The sequence below is a fragment of the Jatrophihabitans telluris genome, assembly GCF_023516435.1.
Lineage (GTDB): Bacteria > Actinomycetota > Actinomycetes > Mycobacteriales > Jatrophihabitantaceae > Jatrophihabitans_A > Jatrophihabitans_A telluris.
In genome coordinates this window covers 428,329-450,814 of record NZ_CP097332.1, presented here as the reverse complement: position 1 = coordinate 450,814, position 22,486 = coordinate 428,329, and the positions used below count along the sequence as shown (strand labels likewise).

The window sequence follows — 22,486 nt, the reverse complement described above, 5'->3', positions numbered from 1 at the left end:
CGGAGATTGCGACGTCGCCATGCACGAGCGAGACCGTCGTATCGATCCTGCGCCCGCCGACCAGCGGTAGTTGCCCTGCCAAGCACTTCAAGAGCAGGGCCCATCAGCCCGGCACCACGTGCAGAAACGCCCACATTCGGACACCCCACCTGCGGCCGCCGACCCGACGCTCGAGCATCCGCCCGCCTACGGACCGCATCAAGGGCGCTGCGCGTCACTGCGTGATGGCCTGCGGCCACCCTTGACCCGGCCACTCCGGCAGGCTCAGGTGCTCCGCTATCAGGTCGGTGGCTCCTCCTGGTCGTCCGGACGACGGGGCTGGTCGAACACCGGAGGACCGCCGCTCGGCGGAACCGTCGGTGGCGTGACGTTAGGCCATCCGCCCACCTTGCCCCGCCAGGACCAGGGCCAGAGTCTCCTGAACCACGACGACACCGCCACAGGCCCAGACTAGGCGCGTGACGGGGGCGACCAGGCGAGCGCCAACGAAACGATCTGGGAAGCGACGCGGCGAGTACGACCCGGACGCCGGACCACCACCACAGCACTACGACCAAGCACGCTAATGCCCGTCTCAGGGCTGCTCTCGCAGGACCTCGGAGGTTAATCCGTAGGTTGTCGGTTCGAGCCCGACGGGGCCCACAACGCATGGCCGATTCAACTGGCTCGTGCATCCGGCACGCGTGATCGCCCGATTTTGATCGGTCCACCAGGCACGAGAGTGCACGAGAGTGCACGAGAGCGGACGTTGCCCGATGACTGGGGTCACCGACGACGGGAAACCGCTGAGTGACGTGACGCTGCCCGGGCCGCCCGGAGGTCCGTCCCCGCCGCAATAAGCGCCGGATGGGTCAGCGAAGAAATCAGCGCTGGATCCCCTCAGCTCCCGCCGACCGTGGAGCGGAGCCGGCCACGGCCGAGCTGAGGGTCGCTGCTCGATGGACGCCCGGTCTCGAGGCGGCCGGCCAGTTGGTAGGCGAAAGCCGGGTCGGCCGGGGTGGTGATCGTCAGGTCATACCAGCCGTAAGTGTGGCTGGTCTCCACGATGTGAACGGTGGGGCGGTGGGCCGAGACTTCGACGGTGTGCGATTTGCCGTACGCGTCGGTGAGGCGGACGTGCACCCGGCGGGGCGCTTGCCCGTGCAGGCGCATCGTGAGCTGCAGGGCGGAGTGTCCGCGAGCAAGGACGTCGACGGCGAGGCTCAGGTCCGGGGTGCCGGCGTAGCGACGGTAGAAGCCGTTCGGTCCGTGCAGGGAGAGGTCGTACTGACCCGGGTGGGGCAGGTCGACGGCGATGTGGTCCTCGCGGCCGATGGTGTAGCTGAACGGGGCGCCGGGGATCGTGAGTGATCGGGCCTGGATGTGGGCTCCGAGCCTGCCGTGGTTGCGCAGCTTCAGGCGCAGGGCGGAATCCAGGACCGAGATGTTCGCGGCCAGCTGGTAGCCGAGAGCGCGCGAGGGGCGAATTCCCTCTTCCTGCACGGGGAGTGCACCGTGGGTGGGCGGGACCGGGTGGTAGCTCGGCGGCGCACTGGCCGTGGGCTTGTAGGCGGAGGTGTCGGGCAGGTTCGGCACCTTGGTGGCCGTGCGACCGAAGTCGAAGGCCGAGGTGAGGTCTCCGCTGACCGTGCGGCGCCAGGGCGTGATGTTGGGCTCGTGCACGCCGTGGCGAGCCTCGATGAAGCGGATCAGCGACGTGTGGTCGAAGGTCTCTGAGCAGACCCAGCCGCCCGTGCTCCACGGGGAGACAACCAGCATGGGAACCCGCACGCCCAGGCCGTACGGGCCGGCCGTTCCGTTGGTTCCGCCGGCTGTGCCCGCGGTTCCCGTGAACAACTCGTTCGCCGTGGAGACCGTGGAGTGCCCGCCCAGTCCGCCGACGTTGGGGTAAGGGGGAACCATGTGGTCGAAGAATCCGTCGTTCTCGTCGAAGGTGATGATCAGAGCGGTCTTGCTCCACACCTCGGGGTTGCTGGTCAGCGCATTCAGGACCTGGGCGGTGTACCAGGCGCCGTAGCCACCGGGCCACGCCGGGTGCTCGGTGTAGGCCTCGGGGGCCACGATCCAGGAGACGCTCGGCAGCTTCCCGCTCGTGACGTCAGCGGTGAGGATGTCGAAGAAGCCCCCACCGTCCTTGACGTCAGTACCGGTCCGGGCGCGCTGGGCCAGCGGACTGTCGGCCGGGGCGTTCTGGTACTGGTGGAAATACAGCAGCGAGTTGTCGCCGTAGTTGCCGATGTAGGGGTCGCTGCCCCAGCCCCAGAAGTGGGCGGCGTCCAGTCCGGCCCCTTCGTCCTGATAGATCTTCCAGTCCACACCGGCCTTCTGCAGGCGTTCGGGGTAGGTGGTCCAGTCATAACCGATCTCGTCGTTGGCAATCACGGGGCCACCGCCCTTGCCATCGTTGCCGACCCAACCGGTCCACATGTAGTAGCGGTTGGGATCAGTCGGGCCGAGCAGCGAACAATGGTAGGCGTCGCAGACGGTGAACGCATCGGCCAGCGCGTAGTGGAACGGAAGGTCTTTGCGTTCCAGGTGGGCCATGGCCGTTGTGGTCTTGTTCGGGATCCACTGGTCGTAGCGGCCGCCGTTGAACATCGCATGGGTCGGATCCCAGCTGTGGTCGAGGTCCTCGATGAAGGTCAGCGCCAGGTTGTCCTTGTCGGGACGGAAAGGCAGCGTCTCGACGTGGCCGTCCGACTGGTGCCAGACGCTTTTACCGCTGGGCAGCATCGCCGGGTGCGGGTCGCTGAACCCCCGCACGCCGCGCATCGTGCCGAAGTAGTGGTCGAAGCTGCGGTTCTCCTGCATGAGGATCACGATGTGCTCGACGTCGCGGATGGTCCCGGTCGCACGGTTCGCGGGGATCGCCGCCGCGCGGGCGATGCTGTCGGAGAACATGGCGCTCAGCGCCGCGGCGCCTACCGTGCCACCGGCCAGCTGGAGAAATCTGCGCCGATCGACGTTGACCATCAGACCACGACCTTTCAGAGCGGGCGAGTGCCCCTCACCCTGCCCACCGGCGGGACGTTCCGGGCAAACGACCGTTGAAGATCAGCCGAAGTGTTGGCGTTGATCACCATTTCAGGCCCGAGGGACGACCCCTGAAGCGTGCGCATCAGGGCGCGAGAGCCATCGCCGGTTATTCACGCTCTGTTAGAGGTGGGTTCATCTGCGCCCGACGAGGACGGGTTTAGGTTCGCCCCAAGCGCGCGCCCCCCGCTCGCCCTCGTGGAAGGAGAAGCAACCTATGAAGCGTAAGACAATCGCTGCTGGTGTCGCGGTCTTGACGGCGGCCGTGCTCGCAGCCTCGCCCGTCTCGTCGTTGGCCGTCACCAGCCATCCATCAGAGGACGCCGCCAGTCACAGTGTGCGCTACCAGCACATCGTCGAGATCATGATGGAGAACACCAGTTATTCCTCAATCATCGGCAACGCCGCCGCGCCTCACCTGAACGCGTTGGCCAACCGCTACGGGCTGGCCACCAACTACTACGGCGTGACGCACCCGAGCGAACCGAACTATGTCGCCAACATCGGCGGCGACTACTACGGCATCCAGGACGACAACCAGTTCTACTGCACGCCTGCCATGGCCACATCCGACCCGATGTGTGCGGGCACGACCGTCGACCACACCGTCAACCGGCCCAACCTCGCCGACCAGCTGACCGCAGCGAACAAGACGTGGAAGGGGTACTTCCAGAGCCTGCCGCCTTCGCCGGCCACGCTCGTGACTTCAGGCCCCGCAGCCAACGGCCCGTACACGTTCAAGTACCCGAGCAACTCGAACGCGCTGTATGCCTCCAAGCACAACCCGTTCCTCAACTTCCGCAACACTCAGGGCGCCCTGGACAACATGGTTCCCGACACCCAACTCGCCTCTGATCTGGCCCATCGCACCCTGCCGAACTACAGCCTCGTCGTGCCGGATCAGTGCCACGACATGCACGGCACCGGGCCCTGCTCCGACACGACCGGACTCATCAGTGCCGGTGACAGCTACGTCAACGACATGGTGAAGACGATCATGGCCTCGCAAACCTGGCGTCAGGGCAACAACGCCATCGTCATCACGTGGGACGAGGACGACTACTCCGACTCCGGACAACCTGGAACCGGATGCTGCGGATCGACCGTCGGCGGCGGTCACGTGGTGACGATCGTGATCACCAACCAGAAGCACCCGCGCCACATCATCGACAACACCGGCTACAACCACTACTCGCTGCTCAAGACCATGGAGCACGCTTTCGGTCTCGGCTACCTCGCCCACGCCGGCGACTCCAGCGTCCCAGCCATGACACGACTGTTCCGTACCAACAAGCACTGATCGCTGCGTCCGGCCGGCGGACACGGAGCAGACCGGGCCGGGCCGGGCCCTCCCCCGCTCTTGGCGAATGGGCGGTTCGATCGCGAATGGGCGCTTACAACTGCCCACTCGTGATCGAACCGCCCATTCGCGGTGGGCTGACCCCGGTGCAACAAGGGCAACGTCAACGCAGACCCGCACGCAACAAGGGCAACGTCAACGCTGACCCGCACGCAACAAGGGCAACGTCAACGCGGAGGGCGCCTCGGGGTAGGGGCGACCGGACGATCAGGTGAGCGTGAGCGTCGCGGTGGCCTGATGGCTCAGGGCACCGGCCTTGCCGGTGATCTTGATCGTGTAGCTCGTTCTGGTGGCCGACGGACTGGTCCGGATCCGCCAGCTTGCCGAAGCGCCGGCCTGGACCGGATTCGGGGTCAGGGTGGCCGACGAACCGGCGGGAAGTCCCGATCCGGTAAGGGATATCGACCCCGTGAACCCGTTCAGCCCGGTCGCGGTCACAGTGAAGGTCACGGTCTGCCCGCGGGCGAGCCGTACCGAAGACGGCGAGATCGTCAGGCTGAAGTCCTGCGCCGGCACCGTGACCGTCAGCTGGGCGGTGTGGCTCAGGGTGCCCGACGTCGCGGTGATCGTCACCGGATAGATTCCGCCCGGCGCCGATGCCGCAGTTGTCAGCTGCCACTGGGACGTCGCGCCCACGGCCATCGAGGACGGGCTGAACACGGCCGTGCCGACCGATGCGGGCAGTCCGGAGGCCGACAGGGTCAGGGTCCCGGCGAAACCGTTGAGGGCCGTGCTGCTGAGGGTGAAGCTGGTCGCGGCACCCGGTGCGACGGTGGCCGCCGTCGGGGTCACCGCGACGCTGAAGTCAGGCGGGGCGGTCACTGTGAGGGTCACCGTCGTGCTCCGGGTCAGCGTGCCGTCGGTGCCGGTGATCGTGACCGGATGATCGCCGAGCCCGATCCCGGTACTCGTGGTGATCTGCAGCTGGGACGTGCCCGCGCCGCCGGCAACGGTGCCCGGGTTGAACGCCCAGCTGGCCTGCGCACTGCTCAGGCCGGACAGCGACAGCGAGACGTCGGCGGTGTGGCCCCCGAAGGAGGTGATGTTGACCGAGTAGTTGGCAGTGCCGCCGGCCAGCACGCTCACCTGGCTCGGGCCGGCGCCGACGGTGAAATCAGGGGTGCTGGCCAGCCAGTTGAACGAAGCGAGCGCGTCGAGGCGACCGAACCCGGTGTCCGCGTCCACCCCGGTCGGTGCCAGATCGACCGCACCGTTGTCCAGCGCGGCTTCCTGCCGATCGGCGCTCATGTTGGGGAACGCACCGACCAGCAAGGCCAGTGCCCCGGCAACTGCGGGCGCCGCCACCGAGGTGCCGGTGTCGCTGGCGTAACCGCCGGCCAGGTCGGTCGTACGGATGCCGACGGCCGGCGCGGCCAGTTTGGGAGCGACCGACTGGGTGCACGGGCTCGGTCCCCGGCTGCTGTATGGATACAGCGCGCTGTTGTTGTCGATGCCGCCGACCGCGAAGGCCTCCGGATTGTTGGCCGGCGCGAAGATGGTGCCGGCGGTCGGGCCGTCGTTGCCCGCGGCGAAGACGGGCAGGATGCCGGCCGCCCGCAGGCTGCGCAGGTCAGGCTGGAACGACAGGTCACAGCCTCCGCCTGACATCGTCCACGAATCGTCGACGACATTGGGCGCATCGGCGGTCGCCGGATTGCCGTCCGGGTCGAGCAGCCACTGGAAGCCCAGATGGATCGCCGTCGAGGTGGCCGACCCGCGATCGTTGAAGATCTTCACCGCGATCCACTTGGCCGCCGGGGCGATTCCGATCGCGCTGCCACCGGCCGACCCGCCCACCATCACGCCCATGGTCTGTGTCCCGTGCCCGTTGACGTCCGTCGGCGTGCTGGGATGTTCGCGGTTGGGGTCGTACCAGGAGTTGCTGCCACCACGCCAGCTGGCCGCCAGATCCGGATGGCTCACGTCCACTCCGGTGTCCATGTTGGCCACCACCACCGACTGGCCGCGGTAGCCCAGGTTCCACACTGCCGGCGCATTGACGAGGGCAACGTTCGGCTCGGTCGGCCCGGCGGCCTGAGCCGAGGTCGTGGACGCGGCGGCCGAGACCGTGAACTCACGGCGGACCGAGGCCACGTCCTTGCGCGCCGAGATGGCGTTCAGCTCCGCCGGAGTCGCCCGGACGGCGATGGCGTTGGTGATCCAGAGGGGTTGGATGGACGTGACGGTGCCGCGCTTCTGAGCGCGCTGCAATTCGGCGAGCAGCTCCTTCTGCGTTCGCTGCGCGTGCGACCGCAGGGTCTTCTCCACCGTCTGCAGCCGCTCGCGCCGGGCGAGCCCACGAGCGGGGGTGAGATCTGCCTGCGCGCGCAGCTGAATCACCGCATCGACCGGATCGCCGGCCGCGGCGGAGGCGGCAACATCCGTCCAGATCAGGACCTGCGACGCCACCGCGGCCGCGAGCACCGAGATCAAAATCCTCTTCCGCGCGGCCCGAATCGCCATCTCATTGCCCCCGTCTGACCCTTACTTGACCGTGATGTGCTCGACCTGCGCGTTACCCAGCAGCACCGTCACCCGGCTGCCGCGGTGGACCCAGTTGCCCGGATCGTTGAACAGGTAGTAGTACGTGACGCCCTGCTTGTACGGACCCGAATGGGCGTGATCCATGAACAGCTGGTGCACGACCAGCCCGCTCGTCTCGTCCACCAACGCCGGTGGGGTCGCGGTGTCGTGCAACGCTGCGGCTCGGTCGGGATCCAGTACCTGGTAGCGCAGATCGATCAGGCCGCCGCCACCGGTGACGTCGACCCGGGTGATCCGAACACCACTACGATCGGCCAGCCCGGCCGTGGTGACGCTCGGCCGATGCCAGCTCGCCGGGACGTCGGCCTGCTTCGTCGACGAGCCGGTGTGGTGGGTGGCGCGCAGGGCGAGGTACCCGGTCAGGGCCAGGATGACCGCCAGCGCGCCGACGGCGACGCCCAGCACCCTCAGGTGCCGGGCGCCGTCGGCCGGGGGGACCGGACGCGGGGGGTTCACTGTCGAAGTGACCATCGGGCGGAGCTCCAAGGCTCGGGCGGATGTTCGGGTATTCAGTTGTCCAGTCGGCTCCGGTGAGTTCCTGCGATTCGGTTCGAGCGGTTCACATCTCGGTCACGGGTGCAGGAAGGTGAGCATCCCGCCGCCGGTGACGGGCGTCGGCGAGGTGGCCATCTGGGTGCCATTGGTGAGGTGCAACTGCCGGTTGAACAACGGGAAACCGAACTGGCTCGGCGCGGCTCCCGCCGGCACCGTGACGAAGGTGTCCTCGGTCGCGCCGGCCGGGAAGGTCTCGGCGACCGCGTCGAACGGGTTGTTCAGGGGCCGGGAGTCGCGTGCGTAAACCCATTCCCGCGCGCCGAGCAGCGACATCGTCGTGTTGTCGTAGCCGGCGTTGAGGTAACGCAGCAGGACGCGTTGACCGGGACTGCCCAGTACTGCGGCGGTGTCCGGGTACGACCGGCCGTTGATCAGCCAGTAGGTGGCGGCGTAATTGTGCGCGACCGGTGCCGCCGCGGCGTTGTATGCGGGATCGACCGCACTCAGCACGAGCACCGATTCTCGGTCGTAGTTGCTGTTGGCCGCGTCGTAGGCACGCCCGGCCACGGCCGGACGAACCAGCAGCGCACCGTAGAGGCCCATCGCTTCCTGCAGTCCGGCGTCACCTCCGCTTTCGTAGAGGTATGTCCCCGCCGCCGAGGCCGTGAACGTCCTGGTGACGACTGCCCCCGGTGCCGCGCTGTCCGCACCCGGCGCGAAGTCGATCCCGTCGGCCTCGAGGGTGATCGAATGCCCCGCCGGCAGAGCATTCGTCACCGACAAGGTGACCGAATCGCCTTCGGTTACGGTCAGCTGTGGGCCCGGCAGCGTCGGCGCCGCAGCGGTGCAGACACCAGGCGTCGTGGTGGTGGCGAAACCCCAGATCGGGATCGACAGGCTCGGATTCGTCGTCGGCAACGGATCGAAGCTGCCCGGTACGGCGCAGAGGTTGATGGTGACCGCGGCCGCGGACGCCGGGGCCGCGGAGCCGAACACCACGGCGGTGAACGCCAGCGACAGCGCGAGCAGCGGCACCAGGCCTGGCCGCCTGCGTCGACGAGAGTTCCGCGGGGCCGGCCTTGATACCCGGCGGAGGGACCTGTGAGCAGTGGTGAGCATCGTCGTTTGCCTTTCTCGCCAAGGATCGCAGGTCACGGCGCGTCGTAGGTGAGGCTGAACAGATTGCCCCACGTGGAGAACGGGGTCGGCGCGGTGGGCGCCCACCGATCGGTGTGGACGAGGACCCGGACCTGGCCTCGATAGCTGCCGGTGCCGATGTAGTTGCTCGGCGAACCGGGCAGCGTCCAGGTCGACTGAACCTGGGTTGCCCCGACGGTCACCGGTTGCGCCGGCGGTGCGGGCAGCGTGACCCATCCCGCGGAGTTGGCCCCGGCACAGCCGGTCGCTCCGCTGACCGTCCAGTCACAGATCCGTACCGTCTGGCTCGGCGGGTTGGACGGGAAGGCGGTGCAGGTCGTTGCGGTCGTCGTGTTGCAGTTGGATCCCTTGTAGGTCACCTTGAGGTTCGACGAACCCGCGGCGACGCCGGTGAATCCCGCATACCAGTCGGTGGCCAGTGCAGTCACTGTGGCATTGGCCGCGTGCGTAGCGGCGAGGGTTCCGAGCCGGCCCCTCAGCACGGTCCACGACGTGGTGCCCATGCCGGCCGTCACCTGCATGACCTCGTTGTCGACGCGGACGTAATAGCCCGCGGTGGTCGGGAATCCCGCTGCCGAGCCCACGCTCATGGTTCCGGCCGCCGCGGAGGCGCCGGCCGTGAGCACGGTCGTCTTCGGATTGACCTGGTAGTACGAGCCGTCATCGGTACTGAGTGCGCTCACCGATCCGCTCTTCAGTACACCACCGACAAGATTGGTCGACGACGGCGCGACGAAGCAGCCACCCGGTGGGTCCACCCGCAACAGGGTGCCCATACCGCCGAAGCCCTGGTCGTAGTTGGTGAATTCGTTCAAGGCGTGGCTGTGCCAGGGGAAGTACCACTCGCCGCAGATGTTCTGCACGTTGACGCCGGTGGGCAGCGTTCCCTTGTATCCGAGGTACGGACTGCCGCTGTACCAGGTGTTGCTGTCCTTGAAGAAGACGTCGCGGTAGTTCGGGGCCGGTACCGGTAGCGGGTTGGTCACCGGGCTCCACTGGTCCTGGTCGTCCCAGCGAAGCAGGAAGTCCTCGGTCTGGCCCGCACCGATCGTTTCGCCGAAGTGCTCGGTCGCGGCCGATCCGCCGCTCGGGCTGCTCAGCAGCCGGCCATCCTGAGCGATGAGGCTGGTGTGATTGCCGTGCGGGTGGAACGGGTGATTGAGCAGGCCGACGTTGATCATCCGGATCAGGCTGGGCTTGGACCCGGGCGTCGTCGGCTGAATGCGAACGAGCGACCCGTAAGGCTGGTTGGGCAACAGCGAGGAACCGTTGTCCTGGATCGTGTCGGGGAACTCCCGCCCGTTGATGGCGAAGTACCGAGCACGGGCTGCGTTCGCGTCGTAGTTCGCGTGTGTCTCCACCGCGTGGTGCAGGTCCGGATCTATTTCGCTCAGCAGCAGCAGGTACTCCCGGGACGGGTCGAACTGGGTGGTCGAGTCGTAGGCGTAGCCGGCACCGGCCGACGGGCGCACAACGAGAGCGCCGTACAGCCCCATCTCGGCCTGCTTGACGATGTCGGAGCCGCTCTCGTACAGGTACGTACCGGGCTGTCCCGCGGTGAAGGAGTAGGTCACGCTGCCCGACGGGGCGGCCTCGGTCGTGAGCAGGCCAGGAACTCCGCCGGCAGCCGTTACGCCTGTCTGCCCGGGGAAAACGACGGAGGACGCCTCTTCCAGCTGGTTGGTCAGGGTCACCGTCACGAGCTGGCCCTGGGTCACGCACAGCACCGGACCAGGACTCTGGAACCGCCCGCTGTCGGGGGCATCGGCGTTGGCGTAGCTCCACATGAACACGCTGTTGCCATCAGGGGTGTCGATGTAGCCGGTCTTGGCGATGAGATTGAACGCATGCGTGCTGCCCGTGGTCGTCCCCGGCGTGCACACCATGCCGATCGTCGGAGCGCCGACCGGCAACGCAGTCGCGGCGTGGGGCGCGACCACCAGAGCGACGGCGACGATCAAGGACGAGACGATGACGACAAGCCGTCGCGTCACGGCGGCCACCCCCTTGCGCTGCGGCGCTCGCTGCCTAGGCATAGGTCTGCCCCACAATGGATTGGGCCGGCACCGGCGCGGTGTAGGCGCGAACCTCGGTCATCATGCCGCCGGGGCCGGTGGCACCGAGGTTGGCCAGCTGGCGCCAGTCGCGACTCTTCAGGTAGTAGACGTTGTAGGCGCCGCGACTGTCCGAACCGGACGGGCGCGAGGCACTGTAGGCCGGCACGTCGAACAGCACGTCGCGCGCCTCCCCGGGTCCCAGATAGAGGTGGTTCGTCCAGTAGGACGTGTCCACCGCCGAGGCACCGCTACCGTTGCGCAGCAGCGAGGCGTCCTGGCCGACGACGTGCAGGGGGATTCCGGGCAGTTCCAGCGAGTGCTGTTGGTAGCCGAGATTGGCCAGCCTGAGCAACACCCGCTCACCGGGATTGACCTGCATCAGCGAGGAATTCGGCTGGGACACGTCCACCGTGCCGGCCGTCGCGTTCGGGGTCGTCAGGCCCGATGAGGTGAAGGCATCGTCGTTGAGCAACGTCGTCTGCGGGTAGCAGCGGCCGTTCATCGTGAAGTACGCCGGGTTGAAATCGGTCGGGATGAATTCCTGGATGTCTCGGTCGGCGTCGTGCTGGCGCGTCTCGATCTCGTTGAGCAGGATCGCGAAATGCCGGTCGTAGCCGGTCGAACCGTCGCCGTCGTTGTAGGCGAACCGCGTGAAGGTCTTGCTGCCGAACGTCTTCGGGGTCCCGTCCTGGAGCGGTCGTACGAAGACGACACCCGTCATGCCCATCTGGACGTGCTCGACGTCCTCGAAGTGGCAGTGGTACATGTAGGTGCCCTCGCGGTGCGGACGGTAGAAGTAGGTCAGCTGCTTGCTGATCGGGACCGCAACCGACACCTCCGGCACGCCGTCGTTGAGCGGCGACGGCAGGTCGAAGCCGTGCCAGTGGATGGTGTGGGAGTCGACCAGGTCCGGCCGTTGCAGCAGGCCGAGGTTGGTCAAGGTGATCTTGATGTCGTCGCCCTGACGGAAGTCGAGCGTGGGCGCGGTGTGCTGGGCATGCCCCTTGAACGTCGAGATCAGATCGCTCGGCGACAGGGCCGGATCCACCTTGATGAACCCGAAGACGTAGACCGGGTGGTCGTCGCGCCCGGGCATGGTGATGTATCCGTCGGTCGCCGCCAGGGACAGCGATGTGGTGGCCGCACCGGCGGGAGTGAACAGGCTCCTCTCGATTGCCCGAGCGGTCCCGGCCCCGGCGGCGGCGGCCAGCGCGCCGACGCCTGCGGCCTGGAGAAACGTCCTTCTCCGTATGCCTTGCGACTCCACGATGTTCTCCTCATTGGTGTCGAGTCGCTCGGTCCGGCCCGGGCCGAGCGGCCGTACCTCGCGCCTCATGGCAGCGGCACCGGGAGGCCGACGAGCTCGTCAGCACCGAGGTCCCACGGCGTCCGTAGCCGGAAGCTGCGCAGCTGCGGCCGGTACTGACCGTCGATGTCACCGAGACCACCCAGGAACACGGCCGAGGACGGGGCCTGGATCTGGCCTGCCGGGCAAGGGTTGAGCGCGGTGGCCGGTGCCGGCGACGCGGTCAGCGAGCACCGCACGCCACGGTCCACCACCGGTGAGGTCGGCTGCAGGTGGAAGTTGCTGGTCAGGCCGACCGGCGGGTCGCCACCGGTCAGGGTCACAGCCGCAACCGCGGGGTCGAGCCGCGATCCCGACACCGTGAGCTCAGCGGTGACGCCCAACGGGTTGATGAACAGCGGGTCGACGCTGATGTTGCCCAGGTTCGTCGGCAGTGCGTGCAGCACACCGTCGGCGCGGAGCACCTGTCCTGTAGTCAGATCCGAGTACCGCGGGGTGTAGGTGTCGTTCGCGTTGCCCGTCCCGTGGACCTCCAAATCGATGGTGCCCTGGTTGACCAGGGTCGCTCCCGGCCCGGGCTGACTCAGCGTGTAGGCCGTGTTGTTCCAGAACACGTTGTTGAACAGCGCGACCGGGTTGGCGAAGTCTGCCGAACCTGCGGGCAGCATTGCCTGGAACAGCGGGTCGTTCGCTTCTGAAGCCAGGCCGGCCGAGTGCGGCAGGCCATCGGAGGTCTCCGACGATCCGGTGGAGACGTTGCTGGCGACGGTGTTGTTGACGAACCGCACGTTCGAGGCGTCGTCCAGCATCACCGCACCACCCAGGTCGGCGGAACCGTTGTCGGCGATGATGTTGTCGCGGATGTTGATCGGAGCGGTCAGCGCATCGAGGACGAAGATTCCGCCGCCATCGTCGCCGCTGTAGTTGCCCGTGAGCAGGTTCCGGTCGATGTCGACCGAGCCGGAGCCGTCACCCAGGCCGCCGCCGACGGGTAGTTCCGTCTGCACCGAGATGCCGGCGCCGGAGTCCACCGAATCGTTGTAGTACACCTGGTTGTCGTGGATCTTGCCGCCCGGGCTGAGTCCCCAGTGCGAGATGCCCGCACCGTACTCGACCCCGAAGTTGGCGCACACGACGCTGGAGGCCACCTCGTAGGAGTTGGAGCCGTAGAAGATGCCGATACCTCCGGAGCGGGTCAGACCACCGTTACCGATCAGGCGATCGTTGGCGATCCGCACACTCCAGTTGTGGCTGCCGTGGGCATACGGCTGACCTAGGGCGATACCACCGGCGAAGATTCCGCCGTTGTTCTCGAGGACATTGTTGGTCAGCTGGGTGTTGTTGGCGCCGGCTTGCAACTGGATGCCGCCGGCCCCCTCGCCCTGTCCGGTCATCAGAGCGACGCCGTCCACCCGAGCCTGGGCGAAGGTTGCGTTGACTCCGGTGCCGAGGTTGAAGGCCGTTCCGCTCTGCGCCACCACGGTCACGTCCGCGCCCTTGAGCACCGGGTGCGTGCCGTCCACGCCGAAGTACGGTGCGTGAGCAGTGACGTCATTGTTGAACGTGGCGGCGTCCTGGCTGAAGTACCGGCCGTCGATCACGGATCCGAGCACGTGGAACCTCGGGTCCTCAGGATCACGGGACTGCAACTCGTGTGCTCCGATGATGCCGCCCGGGCCGAGTCCCTGGATCTTCAGCGGCTTCCAGACCAGCACGTTCTCGTTGTAGGTACCGGGCGAAAGCACGAGCAGGCTGCCCGCTGCGGCACCGTCGATGGCGTTCTGCAGAGCGTGCGCGTTGACCCCGGTCTGCGCCGGAGGTGGCACGTTCACCACGGGCGGGCTGTAGGTCACCGCGTTGGTTCCGGTGCCGTTGGTGCCCATCACGTGCAGCGTGACCGCGTTGACACTGGACACACCGCCGTTGGCGTTTGCCGTGATCAGGGTGAGCTGTTTGGGTCCTGGCCTGAAGGTCAGGTTGGGCGCGAGATTGGCCGCGGTATTCGAGGCCAGCGCGGGGATCCTGAGCGTGACCGTGTCGGGTGTACCGGTCGTCCCGGAAGTGCCAGGCGTCCAGCTCACGATCCCGCCGTTGGCACGGGTCAACGTCTCGGTCTCGCCGTTGCGGTCGTCGGTCAGGGTGGCCCGCACTCCGGTCGCGCCGGTAGCGGTGCCGGTCGTCCCGATGAAGTCGGCCTGAACCGTCACCAGGCGGCTGCCGCTGGCCGGCACCACAGGAGTGGATACCTGCAGGGCTTCCGGTCGCGCCGGCACGGCCGGGTCCTCGCAGCCCGTGCCCGAGATCGGGTCGAGTGGCGTGTCGAGCTGGTCGGTCAGACCGGGCCAGACGTCCCAAGGGGATGTGGCCGTCAGCAGGTTCGGGTTGTAACCGGCGTTCGGGTGGGTCGTGGTACCCGGGTCGTCGACCTTGACCAGGTACATGCCGGGGCAGGGCCCCTGCGGGATCGGGCAGTTGAAGTTCTGCGTCGAAGGCAGGAGAGCCTCATACGTGCCTTCTGGTGTGGTGTACACCGTCTTGATCAGACGCCAGTTGTTCTCGTCGTAGGGCTGGTTGACGTTCGGGTTGGTGTCCACCCGCTGGTAGATGCCTACGGGGATTCCGCCGATCGGCCGGGGCTCGCCGTACCACATCGACTTCGGGTTGCGCTCGAAGTAGATGTCGTTGGAGACCAGTCCGATGATGCGGCCGGGCACGGCGACGTCACCGGCGCGCGTGTCGGCGGGGTCGGTCCCATTCGGGTCGGTGTTGAAGTTTGTCATCATGTGGAAGTCGGCGTTGGCGTTCTGTCCGTTGGTCAGAACGACCAGCTTCTTGTCGCACAGCGGCGCGGTCGGCGCGGTGGCGGTGTAGTAGAAGCTGCGCGGCGTCAACGTGGACTTGTCGATCAGGTGAGTGTCACCGACGCATGGCGGCTGGGGGATCGCCGGTACGAAGTTGCTGCCCAGATCGACGTTGACGTCCTCTTCCTTGACCGGCCGGTACAGGCAGCCCGCACCGCCACCGGGGATCGCACCCACGGTCGACGTGATGTTCGGGTCGCCCGCCGCGGTGTTGCAGTCGGTGCTGTTGTTGGCGTCCTTGGGCATGATCGCGTGGGTGATGTAGGTTCCCGCGACGAGCGGACTCGGAGCGCTTCCACCGACGCAGCTTCCGTTGTCGGCCGCCATGTCGTAACCAGTCGGGCAGTAGCTGTTGAAGGCATAGCCGCCGTCGAACGCGCCGTCCTTGGTCTGCTGACCCGCGATGGGGGTTTCCAAGCAGGTCGGGCCGACGGACGGGTTGAGCTGGGCGGAGATGTCCGCACCGGAGGAGTCCGTCACCGCGCAGCCCTGGGCCGGCGTCTGGCTCGCGCTGGGTTGCTGCCAATGGTCGGTGACGTACTTGTTCAGAATCACGTCGTCGGCCGTGTTCGGCACGCCGTCCGGGCCGGGCCCTTCAAGGTAGACCGTCACGCCTGGAATAGCCGGCTCATAGGGCTCGTGCTTCTGCTTCTTGGCGTCGAACTCGTTGCGGGTGGTGGCGAAGTATGTGATGCCGACGATCTGCCCCGGCTCGCTGCCGGAGTAGTCGAACTTGCCCCAGTCGACGATCGCGCGGTGGCCTTCGGTCACGAGCTGGTTGCTCAGCAGTGCGCCACCTTGATTGGTCGGAACCGCGGTGACGGCGCCGGTGTGCTCGTCGTGCACGGACGCGCCGGTCACCCCTTGCCGCGCGTAGCCCTGCTCGTTGATGAACCACTTGCCCAGCGCACCACCCTCGGCCGTCGGGTAGGAGTAGTGGCCGGTCGTATCGGTGGTCGTGGTCTCCTTGATGGAGCCGTCACGCCAGCGCTGGTCCATGTCGGTGTTGGGGATGCCCGGTTCACCCGGGTCCCGCACGCCGTTCTTGTTGAGGTCCTTGTAGACGTCGCCCTCGAGCCAGCCGAACCAGCGCGAGACGCCGATGCCGACCTCGCCGTTCGGATCGGTTTCGTTGACGTCGACCGTCTCTCCCGCGCCGACGGTGACCGGCTTGAAGCGGAAGATGTAACTCAGTTGTTCGTCCCAGATCGCGAGGTTGTACGTACCCGGCGGAACACCCTGGATGTCGAAGTTGCCGGCCGAGTCGCCGCGACCGACGAAGACGGTGCGGTCGGTCGTGCTGTCGCTCAGGGCGACGAACGGCTGATCAACCGGGTCGCCGAGGGTCAGCACGTCGAAGGGGGGCCAGCCCTGCCAGTTGCGTGCGGTGCCGGTGATCTCGCCACTACCCGGGGCGGCGAAGGCCGTCGGGGAGCAGACGAATCCGAACCAGTAGGCAGTGCGGTTGTTCGGGGGCTCCCAGAGCTGCTCACCGGGCGAGCCGGTGCCGTCGCTGCCCTCTTCCACGCCGGCCTGCAGGCTCAGCCCGCCGTCGATCGTCGTGGTCTGGTACCAGTGGCTGTTGGGATCGCTGTTGCAGGGTGTGCTCGGCGGCGTGACGTTGATGAAGTACGTCGCTGGGCTGAGGTCGTTGATCTGCACGAAGCCGTCGCTGCCGGACAGGCAGTTGCCGCCGCACAAGGGCTTGTTGTGATAGTCGACGGTCACCAGGCTGCCCGTCTGCTCGTCCAGGGTGACCTTGAAGCCGCCCAGGCCGGCCTCTTCAGTGTCGGGGGCACCGTTGGTCCAGGCATTGTCGTTGAAGACGAAAACCCTGATCTTGCCGAGGGGAAGTGGGTGCGCGCTGCTCTGCTCGGTCAGTTCGACGCGCACCGACAGGGTGCCGTCGGCGGCGGCATCGCGTGGCAGGGTGATGTACTGGCCCCACATCTTGTGGCCGGGCGCCCGGATCGAGATCAGGTACCGGCCGGCGTCCAGCTGCACCGTGCGGTGGGAGTCGCTGCCCTGGCTGACCAGCGGGCTGTGGCTCTCCGTCGTGACGTACTTCGGGAACGGGTCGACCGGTTGCCGCGTCACCGGGTCGACGTAACGAGTGTTGTCGACGTTGACGATGAAGTTGTACTGCGGCAATGCCGCCCCGGAGGCGTAGTCGAAGGCATTGACGGTCACCGCGCACAGGGTCGGCGGACACGAGGTCGCCGCGTGCGCCTTCGGAGCGATCGATGGACTCACCGCCGCCACGAACGGCGTGAGGGCCAGAGCGAAGGTGATCGCCAGGATGCGCCACGCCGAGCGCCTATGGGTGCGCCGGTGTAGCCGGCTGTGCTGACCAAAGCCCGGAATCCGCTGCTGCCGCATGAGAATCCACCCTCCGCGTCACGTGGCACACCGCTGGTGTCGGCACGCCACTGCAGAGCATGGGAGGTACGGAGAATCAGCAGCCGCTACGTGACGGCCCTGTCATGGACGTGTCATAGCCCGGTCATGTTCGACTACCGCCCGCTGCGGGAGGCCGGTGCCGGCGTTGTCTGTCGGCACCGGCAGGCGCAGCGTGAAGGTGCATCCCAGCATGGGCGAGTCGGCCACCGAGACCGTGCCCTGATGGGCCAGTGCCGTCGCGTGGACCACAGCAAGGCCGAGACCGGAGCCGCCCCGCGGCCCGGAGTGGAATGCCTCGAAGATGTAGGGCAATTCATCGGGCGCTATGCCGGTGCCCTCGTCGATCACCTCGATGGTGACCCAGTCGGCGTCGCGGCGCCCGCGCAACTCGATGGTGGCGCCGGCGGAGGTGTACTTGACGGCGTTGTCGAGCAGGCAGTCCAACGAGGCCTCGAGCCGTTCGGCATCGGCCATGACACTGCCGGCATCCGTCTCCAGCAGCCAGTGCCGTTCGGCAGCCGGTCGCCACCGGCGGGCCGTGCGACGCAGCAGTGCGTCGATATCCGTTGGCATACAACGGATTTCCTGCTCCTCGACCTGGGCCAGGTCGAGCAACCGGGAAGAGATGCGTTCGAGCTTGTCGAGCTCGTCGAGCACCACGGCGGCATCGTCACCGAGCTGCGCGTCCGGATGTTCGACCCGCAGCAGTTCGGTATAGCCCCGGGCCACGGTGACCGGAGTGCGCAGTTCGTGGGAGGCGAATCGCACGAAGCGCTTGAGCGCATCACGCATCCGACGCTCACTCTCGGCCCCAACGCGGGCGGCCTGTTCGGCGGCGACCCGTCGGCGGACGTGCCACACCGAGGCGAGAAAGACCAGGCTCATCAGAGGAACCTCGGTCATCTCCTCCCAACCGATGATGCCGGCCTGGACGTCGCGTTCCAGGGCTGCGCCGGTGACCAGGCAAACGGCCCCGAGCACTATCGCGGTGCGAGGCAGACTCCACGGCCGGAAGCCGTATACGACAGCCAAGCTGATCCAGACGAAATGAAAGGGCACCGTCTCTGCACCCGGAACGATGAACATGACACCCGAGTTGATGCTCGCGAAGACCGCCCACAGGGGAAACAGCCAGCGTTCCAGGGGCGAACCGTGTTCTCCCGGTCCACCGCGACGCAACGGCGAGCCTCGCTCAACTGGCGATGAAGCAATATCCGACATTGCGCACCGTCTCGATGAGGTCCGGCTGCAGCTTGTTCCGTAGCCGCCGGATGCATACGTCGACGACATTGCTTCCGGGGTCGAAGGAATAGCCCCACACGTCGGCCAGCAACTCACCGCGAGTGCAGACCTGGTTGGCGTGGCGCATCAGGTGATCAAGCAGGATGAATTCCCGTTCCGACAGGGGCATCGTCCGATCGTCGATCATGATCTCGCGCCGCTGCAGATCCAGCCGCACCCGGCCCACGTCCAGCCAGCGCGTCATCGTGGTGATGCTCGGTTCCTCGGCGCGCCGCTTGACCCGCTCCAGCAGTTCGGCGATCGCGAAGGGCTTGGCCAGGTAGTCGACCGCCCCCATCCGCAGGCAACGCACCTTCGAGTCGACCTCGGTGATGGCCGAGAGCACCATCACCTTCTGCAGCGGATCATGCCTGAGCAGTTGGGCGAGGGCGTCGTAGCCGTCGATCCCCGGCATGAGCAGGTCGAGAATGACCAGATCATAGTGAGCTTCACGAACTATCCGGATCGCCTCGGCGCCGTTGGCCGCGCTGTCGGCCTGGAAACCGATCGTCGTCAGGCTACGCGTGATGAATCGGCAGATCCGCTGCTCGTCATCGACCACAAGTACGCGTGACACCGCTGCCCCCAGCATCCCCCGACGAGGCAGGCTCGGCCTGAAGCTTTGCCCGCGCTCTATGTTGCGTGTGTACATGCCAGGTACGGGCTGCGCAAGCCCCGTGTTTACAGGCACTTTGACGTTATGGGGCTTGTCATCGGATTTGCCCATCCGCAATGTGCATGATTACTGCATGACGTCCAGATGACGGATCGGTCATCCACGGATCGCAGCAGGAGCCCGGCGCTACGGTCGGGCGCACGTGCAATCCTGTGACGCATTCCGGGGGGCGGGGTGTCATGCGGAGCGGCCATGGCTCCAGTGCTGAACGATCCCGGTCGTCAGCCCCGATCGAGCCCTCCCCAGCCGCGATCCGCCCTTGCGCGGCCGACCTCGCCCGCCCCCAGCGGGGTCGGCCCCTGGGCGGTCGCTTGTGGCGTTCGACGGTGGCCGTGCTGGCCGCGTTGCTCTGGTGGCTGGTCACGATCACCCCGGCGCAGGCCCACGCGGTACTGGTCGGCAGCGACCCGGCCGACGGCGCGGTACTCGACGCCGCCCCGTCCGTGGTGAAGCTGTATTTCAGCGAGGACATCGTCAGCCGGTTGAGCTCGGTGAGCCTGATCGGGGGCGGGTCCGTGCGGCCGCCCGATCCGGTTCGCCAACCGGGCGACAGCTCCGAGCTCGTGGCCAGGATTGCGCCGCTGCCGGTGGGCGATTACGGCCTGCGCTGGCGGGTGATGGCTGCCGATGACGGTCACACCACGAGTGGCACGGTGCTGTTCAGCGTGGGCACGGCGCGCAACCCCGCCGCGCTGGATGCACAGGGACCGGCCGTGCATCCCGTGACCGCGCTGTTGGAATGGTTGTGGCTGCTCACCCTGGCGGTGATCCTCGGCGGGATGGGACTGATCACGGTCGTGCTGCCGAGGCCGATCGGTGGTGAGGACGCAGGACACCGACACGGGGCCGAACCCCGAGCCCTGTTGTTACGAACGGTGTCGGCAGCCGCCGTCGCCGGCATGGCCGTTAGTGCGGCCGAGGTCCTCGCCCGGAGCAACGAGCTGGGCCGGGTTGACGTCACCACCATGCGGCTGCTGACGGTTGACAGCAGGTGGGGACTGTTGCTGCTGGCCAGGCTCGTCCTGCTGGCCGTCCTGCTGCTCGTACTCGGCCGTGCCGGCCGTGCCGTCCGTAGGGATCAGGTTCACTGGCGGCGATCCGCCGGAGCTGACGGCGTCGTCCTCGTGCTCGCGCTCGGGCTCGCGGCCGTGTCGGCAGCTCAGGGCCACGCCGCGGCGGTCGGCGGCGGGGCCTGGCTGACCGTCGCGGCCGACGCCGTCCACATCGCCGCCGCCTGCACCTGGATCGGTTCGCTGTTCGGACTGGTGGCCGTGCTTATCGGCCGCCACCGCTCGGGACGGTCAACCGCATTGCTGGACGAACTCGCCGTCCGTTTCAGCACCGGCGCGCTCCTCGCGGTCGGGATCCTGATCGCCTCGGGTCTGTATGGGACATCGCGCCAGGTCGACCAGCTGTCCCAGCTGTTCAGCAGCGAGTACGGCCGCCTGCTGCTGACCAAGGTCGGCCTGCTGTCGGTGTTGTTGCTGCTGGGCTGGCGGAATTTCCGCCGGCTGCACCCGGCGAGGTCCGGCGTGGCTCGTACAGCCGCGAGCCCCAGAGTCCTGTCGCAGCGCGCGGTTACGGTCGAGGCCGCGCTCGGCGCCCTGGTGTTGCTGGTCGCGTCCTGGCTCGGGCAGTCACCGCCGGCGCGGGAACCGACGCTCGCGGCGGCGGGGGGCACCAGCGGGGTCGCGACGTCCGGGTCATGGATCGTCTCCGTCGCGGTCAATCCCGATCGGGTCGGCGTCAACGGATTCACGGTCACGCTCACCAGTTCGCGCCGGCCAGCGCCCTCCACGGCGCGACCGGTACTGCTGCGCATCGAGGGCGGCAACGGGGCTGACGTCGTGGTGTCTCTGCGCCCCGTGTCGGAGCAGACGTCCTTCGGGACCGCGGCTCTGTCGGCGGTGCCCACCGCGGTCAGCGTCCAGCTGGATGTGGGCACAGCGATCCCGTTGACGCTTCCGGCCGTGGGCACGAACTACGCACCGGGCGCCGGCGCCGACAATCCGAGCGCGGCAGGATCGCGCTGGACGCGCGTGTCGACGTATGCCGATCCCGCCGCCGGGCTGAGCCTGCTCGTGCTGCTGCTCGCGCTGGCCCTCGTTCGGAGGCGGTTCCAGGCCGCAGTCCTCGAACGTGCTTCGTGATGCTCGGGTCCGCCCCGAGCATCACGAAGCTGCTGGTGCGCGCGGTCAGCCGTTCCAGCCGGAGTTGTAGACGTCCAGTCCGAAGCGGTTCAGACCGGCGGTCTGGGCATAACCCAGGTAGGGCAACCGGAAGACGTCCTCGATCGAGGCCAGTAGCGAGTAGTGGTTGTACGGGGTCGTGCTCCAGGTGTTGGGTGCCGTCCAGCGCGAGAGCACCAATGCGCCGATCCGGCCGCCGCCCAGGCCGGTGATCCCGGGCAGCGCGCTGTTCGGACCTGGACCCTCGCCGCAGCACGCCGAGGCATCGCTCTGCGGACCGTCGGATTCGTCGGCGGTGATGATCAGCTCGCCGTCGGCTTTGAACGCGGCCGAGTTGAGAATTCGCGGCACCCAGATCTGCATCCATGCGTTCACACTGGCCAGGCCACCGGGCCGTCCGTCCACGCAGGGGGCGTCATGCCCGTCGTTGCACAGGTTCGGCGTGATGTAGGTCAGGTTCGGTGTCGTGCTGATACTGGCCAGGTCCTTGGGCAGTTGGCTCAGGTCCACGTCGCGGGCGGCGCACTCGGACGAACCGGTGATGGCGCCGAAGTAGACGAACGGGTTGTGCCGGGCGGCGTACTGGTCACCCACCTTGGCCTTCTGGGTGGAGTCGACGCTGTTGGCAGCCGGATGGCGACACGGCGTTCGCATGTCCTCCATGTATCCCTTCCAGCTCAGGCCTCTGGAATCGAGCTGGGTGGGCAGCGAGGCGACGCCGGCCGGAAAGACGCATCCCGAGCCGACGGCCTGCCCAGGCGCGGGGGTACCGGAACCGGTTCCGGAGCCGGAGCCGGCGAAACTCGAGTACACCTGGCAGTCGGCCTGCATCTGCGGGTTCGGGCCCTGACCGGACAGCTGCGCGACGTAGTTCGGCTGCGAGTTGTGGGCCGTCCCGTAATAGGAATTGAGCAGCACACCCTGCCCGCGAAGGGTTTTGGCCAGGTAGGGGGCCGCCGAGGTCGGTCCCCACGTGGCGTCGTAGCCCTTGTTCTCGATGTTGATGACGAAGACGTGCTTGATCGCCGGGACGTAGCCGGCAACGGGCGGGGTGGTCACGCCGTCGGCGCTGGCGGACAGCACGAGAGCGGTCACAAGCCCGATCACGGTGCCGGCCGCGGCGAGA

Annotated in this window: 12 protein-coding genes; 2 read left to right on the top strand and 10 right to left on the bottom strand. The window is 67.3% G+C overall.

Features of this window, described 5'->3' with window-relative positions; genetic code table 11:
• Positions 1–879: 879 nt before the first annotated feature.
• A complete protein-coding gene (locus M6D93_RS02150; protein ID WP_249772581.1) occupies positions 880–2,973 on the bottom strand; it encodes a phosphocholine-specific phospholipase C in 2,094 nt (697 codons plus the stop codon).
• A 277-nt stretch (positions 2,974–3,250) separates the two neighbouring features.
• Here M6D93_RS02150 and M6D93_RS02145 point away from each other — a divergent pair, with 277 nt between their 5' ends.
• Positions 3,251–4,333, top strand: coding sequence for an alkaline phosphatase family protein (locus M6D93_RS02145; protein WP_249772579.1), 1,083 nt, complete (start codon positions 3,251–3,253; stop codon positions 4,331–4,333).
• 267 nt (positions 4,334–4,600) lie between these two features.
• Here the strand turns inward: M6D93_RS02145 and M6D93_RS02140 are convergent, their stop codons facing one another.
• The 8 genes from M6D93_RS02140 to M6D93_RS02105 form a co-directional block, all read right to left on the bottom strand.
• Positions 4,601–6,817 (bottom strand): S8 family serine peptidase, encoded by a 2,217-nt coding sequence (locus tag M6D93_RS02140; RefSeq protein WP_249772577.1) that lies wholly within the window; start codon positions 6,815–6,817, stop codon positions 4,601–4,603.
• Positions 6,818–6,877: 60 nt separating this feature from the next.
• Entirely contained in the window at positions 6,878–7,393 is a 516-nt protein-coding gene (locus tag M6D93_RS02135) for a hypothetical protein (RefSeq protein ID WP_249772575.1), read from the bottom strand.
• Positions 7,394–7,507: 114 nt separating this feature from the next.
• The gene (locus M6D93_RS02130; protein WP_249772573.1) at positions 7,508–8,467 is read right to left on the bottom strand and encodes a multicopper oxidase domain-containing protein; all 960 of its coding nucleotides are present in this window, start codon (positions 8,465–8,467) and stop codon (positions 7,508–7,510) included.
• Between the two features lie 116 nt (positions 8,468–8,583).
• Positions 8,584–10,584, bottom strand: a complete 2,001-nt coding sequence (locus tag M6D93_RS02125) for a multicopper oxidase domain-containing protein (RefSeq protein WP_249772571.1) — start codon at positions 10,582–10,584, stop codon at positions 8,584–8,586.
• 34 nt (positions 10,585–10,618) lie between these two features.
• The gene (locus tag M6D93_RS02120) at positions 10,619–11,983 is read right to left on the bottom strand and encodes a multicopper oxidase domain-containing protein (RefSeq protein WP_249772569.1); all 1,365 of its coding nucleotides are present in this window, start codon (positions 11,981–11,983) and stop codon (positions 10,619–10,621) included.
• Complete coding sequence (locus M6D93_RS02115) at positions 11,980–17,193, bottom strand: SdrD B-like domain-containing protein (protein ID WP_249772567.1); 5,214 nt, start codon at positions 17,191–17,193, stop codon at positions 11,980–11,982. Before M6D93_RS02115 ends, M6D93_RS02120 begins: the two co-directional genes overlap by 4 nt.
• 102 nt (positions 17,194–17,295) lie before the next feature.
• Positions 17,296–18,300, bottom strand: coding sequence for a sensor histidine kinase (locus tag M6D93_RS02110; RefSeq protein ID WP_249772565.1), 1,005 nt, complete (start codon positions 18,298–18,300; stop codon positions 17,296–17,298).
• Positions 18,301–18,406: 106 nt separating this feature from the next.
• Positions 18,407–19,072 carry a response regulator transcription factor gene (locus M6D93_RS02105; RefSeq protein WP_249772563.1) on the bottom strand — a complete coding sequence of 222 codons (666 nt, stop codon included), beginning with the start codon at positions 19,070–19,072 and terminating at the stop codon, positions 18,407–18,409.
• Positions 19,073–19,482: 410 nt separating this feature from the next.
• Here M6D93_RS02105 and M6D93_RS02100 point away from each other — a divergent pair, with 410 nt between their 5' ends.
• Positions 19,483–21,321 carry a copper resistance CopC/CopD family protein gene (locus tag M6D93_RS02100; RefSeq protein ID WP_249772561.1) on the top strand — a complete coding sequence of 613 codons (1,839 nt, stop codon included), beginning with the start codon at positions 19,483–19,485 and terminating at the stop codon, positions 21,319–21,321.
• Between the two features lie 45 nt (positions 21,322–21,366).
• On the opposite strand, the gene M6D93_RS02095 is transcribed toward M6D93_RS02100, so the two are convergent.
• A complete protein-coding gene (locus M6D93_RS02095) occupies positions 21,367–22,455 on the bottom strand; it encodes an alkaline phosphatase family protein (protein ID WP_249772559.1) in 1,089 nt (362 codons plus the stop codon).
• Positions 22,456–22,486 lie beyond the last annotated feature (31 nt).

Coding starts and splice junctions, on each gene's coding strand:
- M6D93_RS02110 (WP_249772565.1), bottom strand. CDS start 18,300: ATGTTCATCGTTCCGGGTGCAGAGACGGTGCCCTTTCATTTCGTCTGG.
- M6D93_RS02145 (WP_249772579.1), top strand. CDS start 3,251: ATGAAGCGTAAGACAATCGCTGCTGGTGTCGCGGTCTTGACGGCGGCC.
- M6D93_RS02115 (WP_249772567.1), bottom strand. CDS start 17,193: ATGCGGCAGCAGCGGATTCCGGGCTTTGGTCAGCACAGCCGGCTACAC.
- M6D93_RS02150 (WP_249772581.1), bottom strand. CDS start 2,973: ATGGTCAACGTCGATCGGCGCAGATTTCTCCAGCTGGCCGGTGGCACG.
- M6D93_RS02120 (WP_249772569.1), bottom strand. CDS start 11,983: ATGAGGCGCGAGGTACGGCCGCTCGGCCCGGGCCGGACCGAGCGACTC.